This is a genomic window from Spongiibacter marinus (assembly GCF_016906995.1).
GTDB classification, from domain to species: Bacteria; Pseudomonadota; Gammaproteobacteria; order Pseudomonadales; family Spongiibacteraceae; genus Spongiibacter; species Spongiibacter marinus.
Genome location: NZ_JAFBBD010000001.1, coordinates 522,484 through 531,766, shown reverse-complemented (window position 1 = coordinate 531,766; position 9,283 = coordinate 522,484). Strand labels below are relative to the sequence as shown.

9 protein-coding genes are annotated in these 9,283 nt (G+C 57.1%); 5 read left to right on the top strand and 4 right to left on the bottom strand.

Annotated features, from left to right (window positions below; genetic code table 11):
* Window positions 1–640 (top strand): ISL3 family transposase (locus HNR64_RS02535; protein ID WP_204995011.1); only part of this gene is annotated, 640 nt, incomplete at its 5' end.
* Window positions 641–707: 67 nt separating this feature from the next.
* Here HNR64_RS02535 and HNR64_RS02530 read toward each other — a convergent pair.
* Window positions 708–2,189, bottom strand: coding sequence for an OmpA family protein (locus HNR64_RS02530; protein ID WP_204995010.1), 1,482 nt, complete (start codon window positions 2,187–2,189; stop codon window positions 708–710).
* Between the two features lie 217 nt (window positions 2,190–2,406).
* Here HNR64_RS02530 and trhP point away from each other — a divergent pair, with 217 nt between their 5' ends.
* A complete protein-coding gene (gene trhP / locus HNR64_RS02525) occupies window positions 2,407–3,720 on the top strand; it encodes a prephenate-dependent tRNA uridine(34) hydroxylase TrhP (RefSeq protein ID WP_239547443.1) in 1,314 nt (437 codons plus the stop codon).
* A 38-nt stretch (window positions 3,721–3,758) separates the two neighbouring features.
* The gene (locus HNR64_RS02520) at window positions 3,759–4,142 is read left to right on the top strand and encodes a hypothetical protein (protein ID WP_204995009.1); all 384 of its coding nucleotides are present in this window, start codon (window positions 3,759–3,761) and stop codon (window positions 4,140–4,142) included.
* A 6-nt stretch (window positions 4,143–4,148) separates the two neighbouring features.
* Here HNR64_RS02520 and HNR64_RS02515 read toward each other — a convergent pair whose 3' ends face one another.
* The 3 genes from HNR64_RS02515 to HNR64_RS02505 all read right to left on the bottom strand — a co-directional run bounded on the left by HNR64_RS02515 (window position 4,149) and on the right by HNR64_RS02505 (window position 6,979).
* Complete coding sequence (locus HNR64_RS02515; protein WP_204995008.1) at window positions 4,149–5,291, bottom strand: GNAT family N-acetyltransferase; 1,143 nt, start codon at window positions 5,289–5,291, stop codon at window positions 4,149–4,151.
* Window positions 5,292–5,347: 56 nt separating this feature from the next.
* Window positions 5,348–6,229, bottom strand: a complete 882-nt coding sequence (gene ubiA / locus HNR64_RS02510; protein WP_239547441.1) for a 4-hydroxybenzoate octaprenyltransferase — start codon at window positions 6,227–6,229, stop codon at window positions 5,348–5,350.
* Between the two features lie 63 nt (window positions 6,230–6,292).
* Window positions 6,293–6,979 (bottom strand): chorismate--pyruvate lyase family protein, encoded by a 687-nt coding sequence (locus tag HNR64_RS02505; protein ID WP_239547549.1) that lies wholly within the window; start codon window positions 6,977–6,979, stop codon window positions 6,293–6,295.
* A gap of 64 nt (window positions 6,980–7,043) precedes the next feature.
* On the opposite strand from HNR64_RS02505, the gene HNR64_RS02500 reads away from it, so the two are divergent.
* Together HNR64_RS02500 and HNR64_RS02495 are read left to right on the top strand one after the other, a co-directional pair.
* Window positions 7,044–8,417 (top strand): FAD-dependent oxidoreductase, encoded by a 1,374-nt coding sequence (locus HNR64_RS02500; protein ID WP_204995005.1) that lies wholly within the window; start codon window positions 7,044–7,046, stop codon window positions 8,415–8,417.
* Between the two features lie 163 nt (window positions 8,418–8,580).
* Window positions 8,581–9,210: a class I SAM-dependent methyltransferase gene (locus HNR64_RS02495; RefSeq protein WP_204995004.1), complete on the top strand. Its 630-nt coding sequence runs from the start codon at window positions 8,581–8,583 to the stop codon at window positions 9,208–9,210.
* Window positions 9,211–9,283 lie beyond the last annotated feature (73 nt).

Here is a 9,283-nt window from a genome sequence, read left to right as displayed (position 1 = left end):
CATTCGCCCATTCTTTAAACAAATGGGCCGTCATTGCCAGCATATCCAGGCAGTCGCCATGGATATGAATACCGCCTTCGACCTCGAGGTTCAGCGCCATTGCCCCCAAGCTAAGGTTGTCTATGACCTATTCCATGTGATTGCCAAGTATGGCCGAGAGGTGATTGATCGGGTCAGGGTAGATCAGGCCAACCAACTCAAGGGGGACATGGCAGCCCGAAAATGGATCAAGCGCAGCCGCTGGGTATTACTGAAAAATCGAGAGAATATGACGGGTGACCAGCAGAGTTATCTCGAGGAGCTATTGGCCGCCAACCAATCCCTCATGACCGTATACCTCCTCAAGGAGCAGCTCAAAGAGGTCTGGTACTGCCGGTCTCAATTAGTGGCTCTGCGGCAATGGAAGCTCTGGTGGAAGCAGGTGCAAGATAGCGCTATCAAGCCCTTGCAAGACTTTGCGAGAAAGCTAAAGCCTTACCTTCCCGGTATTCTTGCCTCAGCCATCCACCCACTCAGTACCAGCAAACTGGAGGGAATGAACAACAAGATAAAGGTGATCAAGCGAATGGCATACGGGTATCGGGATAACGACTATTTCTTCATGAAGATCAGGGCGGCGTTCCACCCTGATTTACGATGAACCAAAAAAAAGCCGCGACCTGAGTCGCGGCTTTCTGATTACTTCCAATTACTTGCTAAGGTAAGCCTTACAGCTCTTCCTCTGCGTCGTAATCATAGTCGTAGTCATATTCCTCTTCCTGAACATCAGCAGAGGGGTCGTAGTCATAGATGTCTTCATCCATCGCGGCGTCTTCAGCAGGTGCTTCAGCCGCAGCTTCTTCGACCATGGGCTCTTCTTCAACGGTCGGTACGTAAGCGGGCTCTACCACCATTTCTTCATCACCCAACACTTTCAGCTCAACGCGGCGGTTTTCCGCACGGCCGTCTTTAGTGTCGTTGCTGGCGATAGGCTGCTCTTCACCGTAGCCGCGAGCGGTCAGGCGGCTGCCGTCAACACCCTGGCCAACCAAGTAGTTTTTCACTGACTTGGCGCGATTCTGAGACAGGTTCATGTTGTAGCTATCGCTACCTGAGCTGTCAGTGTGGCCTTGCAGCTCAACGTTGAAGCCGGGCGAGCTGTTCAGCGTTGAGGCAACACCGTCGAGAATCGTTTCTGCATTCACGGTCAGCTGTGCGCTGTTCACTTCGAAGTTCACACCGCGCAGAACCACTGACTGCTCTTGGCCACAGCCGTTTGACATCACTTGCTCACCAGCAGGTGTGTTGGGGCACGCGTCGTCGCGGTCAGCAACGCCGTCGCCGTCGCTATCCAGCGAACAACCCTGGGCATCCACTTGCTCGCCAGCAGGCGTGTTGGGACACTTGTCGAGGTAGTCAGCAACACCGTCGTTATCGCCATCCAGCGGGCAGCCTACGCTGTCTACTTGAACACCGCGCGGTGTGCCTGGGCACTGATCGGTTTCATCAACAACACCGTCGCCGTCACCGTCTTTGGCGCCGTATTGGGCGTCGAAGAAGTTGTAGCGCAGGCCGATCATCAGGCTCTGTGCTTCGTATTCAGTTTCGAGTTTTGAGCCGCTGCTGGCAAACTCGGGATCTTCAGATACCGCGTAGCGATAACCGGCATCCATCACCAGGCGTGGTGTCAGGTGGTAGTTAACACCGGCACCCAACTGGCCGATGAATACGTCATCATCGCTGCCGTTGAGTTCCATGTTGGCCATACCCAGACCGAAACCCACGTAGGGGCGCAGACGCTCGCCAGCGCGGAAGTCGTACCAAACGTTACCCAACAGAGACTGTACTTCCAGAGCAGAGTCTGAGTTGCTTACGTCGTTCTCGCCTTCACTGTATTCCAGTTCCAGGCGCAGCGCACCGGCGGTTTTATAACCGAAGTTAACACCGTAGCCCCAGTCGTCGTCGTACTCGGTATCCACTTCGATCGAAGCACCCACTGGCGGTGGCAACAGGCCGAGGTCGGTCAACAGTTGTGTAAGTGGGTCGCCAGGCGCAGCCGCTTCAGTTGTCAGCGTGCCATCGGCATCGAATACTTCGGTGTAAGCGGCTTTGCCGCCGATGTAAAAACCTTTCTCTTCTTCGGCGCTGACAGCACCTGCAGACGCGAGCAGTACACCCGCTGTCAGAGCAGAAATCCATTGCTTGCTCATAGCAATCCCCCAGTTATTAGTTATAAATTTACATTCAACAAAGGCTTGATAGCCCCTGATACTAACCGATATTACGACTCACGTTTAGCGAAAAGAGTCACTCCCTTGGTATTTTTCCACTAAGTTTGCCGCTTTGCAGAAGATTTGTTCTCTGTAGCCGCCACCCCCAACGCCGATATACGTTACTATAGCCGCGTTTTTTATACGGGTTTTGATTATGACGCCTGAACTGCTCTCTCCTGCTGGCAGCCTTCGCAACATGCGTTACGCATTTGCCTACGGTGCCGATGCCGTTTACGCCGGCCAACCTCGCTATAGCCTACGCGTGCGCAATAATGAATTCAAAGACCTGGAAACCCTCGCCACTGGTATTAACGAGGCGCACAACCAGGGCAAGCAGTTTTATCTGGCGTCGAATATTTCGCCACACAACGACAAGATTCGCAGCTATCTGCGCGACTTAGAACCCGTGGTGGAGCTCGGCCCAGACGCACTGATTATGGCCGACCCCGGATTAATGATGCTCGTTCAGGAACGCTGGCCGGACCTCCCCATCCACCTTTCTGTTCAAGCCAACGCGGTGAATTGGGCGAGCGTGAAATTTTGGCATCGCAATGGCATTCGCCGGGTGATTCTGTCGCGCGAACTCTCCCTGAACGAAATTGAAGAGATCCGCCAGCGCGTGCCGGAAATGGAGCTGGAGGTATTTGTTCACGGCGCGCTGTGTATCGCCTACTCGGGGCGCTGCCTGCTGTCGGGGTATATGAACCACCGCGACCCCAACCAAGGCGCCTGCACCAATGCCTGCCGCTGGCAGTATCAAGCGCACGAAGCGAAGGAAGATGCCACCGGCGACCTGATCGCCGTGCAAAACTACGAGCCACAGCCCCAGGTCGAGCCGGTGCTGCTGCAACAGGCCCAGCGCCCCGGCGAATACATGCCCGCCTACGAAGACGAGCACGGTACTTATATTATGAATTCCAAGGACCTGCGCGCCGTGCAACATGTGCAGCGCTTGCAAGAAATGGGGATTCACTCGCTGAAGATTGAAGGGCGCACCAAGTCGCACTACTACGTAGCGCGTACAGCTCAGGTATACCGCCGCGCCATCGACGACGCCGTCGCCGGCCGCGAGTTCGATATGGGCTTGATGGACGAGCTGGAAACCCTGGCCAACCGCGGCTACACCGAAGGCTTTTACCGGCGCCACCCTCCCAAGGAATATCAAAATTACGAGATGGGTAGCAGCAACGCCCAGCAGCAACAGTTTGTTGCCGAAGTGGTGGATGTTAGCGGTAGCGATATTGTCGTTGACGTGAAAAACCGCTTCGCCGTTGGCGATACCGTGCAACTGATGACGCCCCAGGGCAACCAGCGCTTCACCCTGAACACCCTGCTCGACAAAAACGGCAAGGCGGCAGACGTTGCTCCCGGTTCCGGCCATCGCATGCGCATTCCTCTCGACGGACAACTCGACGAACAGGCACTGCGTTACGGGCTGATCGTAAAGGATATTCACGCCGGCGGTTGAGGCTGTTACGCTGAGTAAAGGCCGAACAGGAGACGCCCATGGAGCGAAGCAAACTGCGCAGCTTGCGCGGCTTAATTAACATTAGCTTGTTAAGCCTGATCTTCGGCGCCGCCATCCATATCTTGGCGAGCCTGCTCGGCAACTACGGCGCGATGGCCCTGGGCGCATTCGGCGTACTGCTCACCTTTTACTGCTACCGCCGCGCCGATCGCGAGGACGCCAGCCGACTGGCCTACACACTCTGGCGGCTGCTGCCGACCCTCACCTTTGTGATCTTACCCGTCGCCATTTTTTGGTACGGCAGCGACTCCCAATGGAGCGCCACCGAGGTATTGATGCTGGTGGAAATCAGCTGTAGCTACCTCATTCCTATCGCCTGCCTGCTATTGGTGGAACGCAGCCTGAAAAAAGCGCAGCAATAAGCCCCGCTATTCCCCCTGCTTGAAGGGTAGCGCCTGCGCAGCCTCTTGCAGGTATTCAGCAATATGGCGCTGCTCGGTATGAAGAAAGCGCGCCACCGCGTCGCTAAAACTGGCATCGGCCAACCAGTGCTGGGAGTACGTGGTGATGGGCTCAAAGCCGCGCTGAATTTTGTGCTCGCCCTGCGCCCCCGGGTCAAACTTGCTTAAGCCCTGTTCAATGCAATGCTCAATGCCCTGGTAATAGCAGGCTTCAAAATGCAGGAAATCGTATTCGCGAATACAGCCCCAATAGCGCCCGAATAAGGTATCCGCGCCCTGAAAATTCAGGGCCGCCGCCACCGGCACATCGCCCTCGTAGGCCAATACCAACAGCAGCCGGTCTGCCATTGACCGGGCAATGGCCTGAAAGAAGGCCTCCGATAAATAACCGCCGTGACCGCTGCGTTTGGCGTAGGTCATCTGATAACAGTGGAAGAAAAAGCGCCACTGCGACTCGCTCACATCACTGCCCGACAGGCGCTCCAGGCGCAGCCCCTGATCGGCCACTGTACGACGCTCCTTGCGCAGGTTTTTTCGCTTGCGCGAACTGAAGGTCGCCAGAAAGTCGTCAAAGCTTTGATAACCCCGATTAAACCAATGGTACTGCGGGCCAACGCGCTGCAATAAGCCGGCGCGTTGCCAGCGCTCGGCGTCGTTAACATCGGGGAATAGAACGTGGGCTGAGGAGGCACCCAGCTGTTCGGCGCGGCGCTGCAATTGCTCGACCACCACGCTGTAGAGCGCGTCAGCCTCCAGGTCATCGCGCAAGCACAGGCGCGGCCCGATTGCCGGGGTGAAGGGAATGGCCGACAACAACTTAGGGTAGTATTCCAGGCCATGGCGGCGATAGGCATCGGCCCAGGCCCAATCGAACACATACTCGCCGTAGCTGTGTGACTTGATATACAGCGGCAATAAGCCACACAACACGCCACCCTCGCGAATAACCAAATGCTGAGGTAGCCAGCCGGTCTCGGCGGTGGTTGCGCCACTGTCTTCCAACGCGGCTAGAAAGGTGTGCTGCAAAAACGGGTAGTCGTCACCGGCGACCGCATTCCACTCGTCGGCGGCAACGCGGTGAATGCTGTCGATAAACTGCAATTCCAGCATGTTCTATATCCAACAAACCATCAGCTGTGCATACGCGCTAGCAAAGCCGCACGATGTCATGCCGGCAGCGCATAGTGCAGCGCAATGCCAGCAAAGATCGCCATGCCGACGTAGTGATTATTCAGAAAGGCCTGGAAGCACTTGTCACGCTCCCGGTATTTAATGAGCTTTTGCTGGTAGATAAACAGGCCGCTGGCCGCCATCAAGCCGGCGTAGTAGATAAAGCTCATGGCAAATTGCTTGCCGACCAGCAACATAACGAGAATCACCGAGGCCTGCAGCATGGCGGTGATCGCCTTGTCGTCGTCGCCGAAGAGTATTGCCGTCGACTTCACGCCAATTTTCAGGTCGTCATCGCGGTCAACCATTGCGTAGAAGGTATCGTAGGCCACCGTCCACATCAGCACGGCGATGTAAATCAACCACAAACTCGCCGGCAATTCACCGCGCTGCGCCGAGAATGCCATGGGTATACCCCAGGCAAACGCGGCGCCCAACACCACCTGGGGCAGGTGCGTGTAGCGCTTCATAAAGGGATAACACGCCGCCAGCGCCACCGCCGCAAACGACAGCAAAATCGTTTGAATATTGGTAAACAACACCAGCACAAAGGCCGCGCCGCACAGCACCGCAAACACGGTCAGCGCCTCTTTTTCCGTCACGCTGCCAGTGGCAAAGGGCCGCGCTTCGGTACGTTTTACGTGGGCGTCGATGTGGCGGTCGGCGTAGTCGTTGATCACACAGCCCGCCGAGCGCATTAAAAAGGTGCCCAGAACGAAAATCAGCAGCAAATGCCAATCGGGCAGGCCCTCGGCCGCCAGCCACAGTGCCCAGAGGGTTGGCCACAGCACAAGATAAGTGCCAATGGGGCGATCAACACGCATCAGCGCTAAATAGTGGGGAAGCTGCTGGCGAAATTGTGGGAACTGCACCTTCATTCCGTGACTCATCGTTGAACGTAGGCGCAGAGTATAACGCGTCCCGCCGCTATCAACAGAGCGCTAACACCACGGCTGAAACTCGGGGAGAAAAATCTCGCTGACCATGATCGGGCGCTGATCGAAAACAAAGCAGGAACGGCGCCCCCACAAGGCCGCCTCTTGGTCAGGCAAGCCCTCCAAAGGCAGCTGCGCGGCTGGCAATCGGCAGATCTCGTAGGGAATGCGACGCATCGAGCGGTCGGTGAACAGGAGGTGCCCCAACGGCCGGCTGTCCAGGCCTCGCAGGCGGCGCAGATGCCCCGTTAAACTGCGCGCTGGCATCACACTGCGGGCATAAACCCAGGGTTCGTCGTGGCAGCACAACAGCACTTCGCGAATTAAACCCCAGTCGCGATCGCCCATGGCCAGTAGCCTGCGCTCCGACAAACGCGGTAGCCCCCAGTGCTGGCTGAGCACCTGCACACGGAAATTTCCCGCCGATTGGCGGCGCAAATGGGCGGTCAATGAGCCGGTGTCCAGCAGCCAGGGCGCGTCGTCCTGAAGCGCTGGAACTCCTACAAATTGATTAGCTGGCCGCCAGTTGGGCTCTTGGCGGTAGCATCGGTTTAATCGAAGGGCGTACAATGTCGGGCTTCCAGTGGCTAGATCACTGAATACTGGCTGTTGATACACAGACAGCCAATTCGCTGAGTGCGGCAGAATGCGTGAATCGCCGCCGACTTGCAAGCCAGCCGCCGCCGTAACCATAAGGCACAGAGTGTCGATAAAGGTGGCCGCATAAGACAAACCGATGACGGCAGGACGAAAGAGTATGAGTAAGTGGGAATGTATTGTTTGCGGATGGGTATACGACGAAGAAACCGGTGATCCGGATTCTGGTATTGAGCCCGGTACTCGCTGGGAAGATATCCCCGATGACTGGCTGTGCCCGGACTGCGGCGTAGGCAAAGAAGACTTCGAAATGATCGAACAGTCTGAGCCCAGCAGCCTGCCTCACCACGACGAACCCTCTACTGCCAGCCAGGATGCCCCCATCGTGGTCATCGGCACGGGCTTGGCGGGCTACGGTCTGGTGCGCGAACTGCGCAAGCAAGACAAAGAAACCCCAATCATAATGATCACTGCTGACGACGGCCGCGCCTACTCCAAGCCCATGCTGTCCACCGGCTACACCAAGAAACAAGATGCCGATGCACTGGCGCAGAAAGACGCCGGCGGCATGGGTGAAGACCTCAACGCCAGCGTTTGGACCATGACCAAGGTCACGGCGATCGACACAGCGGCGCAAACTATCTCCACCGGCGACGCCGAAACCAAGGTGCATTATAAGAAGCTGGTACTGGCACTGGGTGCCGACGTGATTCGCCCCCCTATTGGCGGCAACGGCCAGGACTACGTGTACTCGGTCAACGACCTGCTGGACTACGACGACTTCCGCAAAGCCGTCGACGCCAACAATGTGAAGAAGGTCTGCATCATCGGTGGCGGCCTGATCGGCTGTGAGTTCACCAACGACCTGATCAATGGTGGCTTCGAAGTAGAAACGGTCGACCCACTGGGTTACTGCCTGCCCACCTTGCTGCCAGAAGCTGCCGGTAAAGCCGTGCAAAGCGCACTGGAAGACAAAGGCGCCAAATTCCACTTTGGCCCATTGGTCACCGAGGTGAACAAAGCCGACAACGGTGTGGAAGTGACACTGAACAATGGCGAAACCATCAGCTGTGACCTGGTACTGTCGGCCGTGGGTGTTCGCCCACAAGTCGAGCTGGCCAAGTCTGCGGGCATTGAAGTGAATCGCGGCGTGGTGACCAACCGCCTGCTGGAAACCAATGCACCCAATGTGTACGCCATGGGTGACTGCGCAGAAGTCGCTGGTCACGTGTTGGTATACGTCGCACCGCTGATGGCTCAGGCTCGCGCCCTGGCCAAAACCCTCACCGGCGAGCCGACTGAGGTGAGCTACCCGGCGATGCCTGTCACCATCAAAACACCGGCCTGCCCCGTGTGCGTGTCTCCCGCTCCTCGCGACGCGAAAGGCGAATGGCAAATCGAGCAAGACGGCAACAATGTTGTCGCCAAGTTTGTCGACACGGCCACCGGCGACCTGCTGGGCTTTGCACTGACCGGCGAAGGCACCAAGCAAAAAATGGCGCTGCAGAAAGAACTGCCCGCCATCATGCCCTAAGCCTTAACGGCTGAGCATAATAAACCCCGCTACGGCGGGGTTTTTTGTGCCTGCACAAAGGCGCTACTGTCCGCTTTGCACATTGCCAGTGCATCAGCGCTGTGCTGAAATGCCTGGGCATAACGCTGCCTTGCCATTGCAAAACGATAATAACGAGACCGCCATGAGCCTTTACGATACCTACGTGCTACCCGCTGTGATCGACAAAGCCTGCTCCATGCCTGCTGTTATGGAGGCCCGCCGCGACGTGGTGCCCCAATGCCAGGGCGCAGTGCTGGAAGTAGGTATGGGTAGTGGTATTAATCTCCCCCTCTACGATGCCAGCAAGGTGGACTACATCTGGGGTCTGGAACCCTCAGAGGGAATGCGCCGCAAAGCGCAAAAGAACCTGGCCGCCAGCGCCTTGGATGTACGCTGGCTCGATCTGCCGGGCGAGAAGATCCCGCTGGCCGACAACAGTGTCGACACCGTGCTGTTAACCTTCACCCTGTGCACCATTCCCGACTGGCGCAGTGCACTGGCGCAAATGCACCGCGTGCTCAAACCGGACGGCCAACTGCTGTTTTGCGAGCACGGCCTGTCAGAAGAACCTGCGGTGGCGCGCTGGCAAAATCGCATTACGCCAGTCTGGAAGCGCTTTGCCGGAGGCTGCCACCTGAACCGCCCCATTGCCGAGTTACTGCAAGAAGGCCATTTCGCCATCGACCAACTCGAGCGCCGCTATCTGGAAAAAGCCCCGCGTATCGCCGGTTATGTGTACAGCGGCAGTGCCCACAAACGCGTTGCGGACTAGCCTCTACGGCATCGGCACGCTGGAGTGCGGCAAAGGCCCGTCAAACGCTGGGCCCCACCAATAAAAAATTCGG

What these genes read in the sequence shown, in the direction of transcription:
- HNR64_RS02495 (WP_204995004.1), top strand. Translation starts at nt 8,581, where the DNA reads ATGAGCCTTTACGATACCTACGTGCTACCCGCTGTGATCGACAAAGCC.
- HNR64_RS02505 (WP_239547549.1), bottom strand. Translation starts at nt 6,979, where the DNA reads ATGGTTACGGCGGCGGCTGGCTTGCAAGTCGGCGGCGATTCACGCATT.
- HNR64_RS02500 (WP_204995005.1), top strand. Translation starts at nt 7,044, where the DNA reads ATGAGTAAGTGGGAATGTATTGTTTGCGGATGGGTATACGACGAAGAA.
- ubiA (WP_239547441.1), bottom strand. Translation starts at nt 6,229, where the DNA reads ATGAAGGTGCAGTTCCCACAATTTCGCCAGCAGCTTCCCCACTATTTA.
- HNR64_RS02530 (WP_204995010.1), bottom strand. Translation starts at nt 2,189, where the DNA reads ATGAGCAAGCAATGGATTTCTGCTCTGACAGCGGGTGTACTGCTCGCG.
- trhP (WP_239547443.1), top strand. Translation starts at nt 2,407, where the DNA reads ATGACGCCTGAACTGCTCTCTCCTGCTGGCAGCCTTCGCAACATGCGT.
- HNR64_RS02520 (WP_204995009.1), top strand. Translation starts at nt 3,759, where the DNA reads ATGGAGCGAAGCAAACTGCGCAGCTTGCGCGGCTTAATTAACATTAGC.
- HNR64_RS02515 (WP_204995008.1), bottom strand. Translation starts at nt 5,291, where the DNA reads ATGCTGGAATTGCAGTTTATCGACAGCATTCACCGCGTTGCCGCCGAC.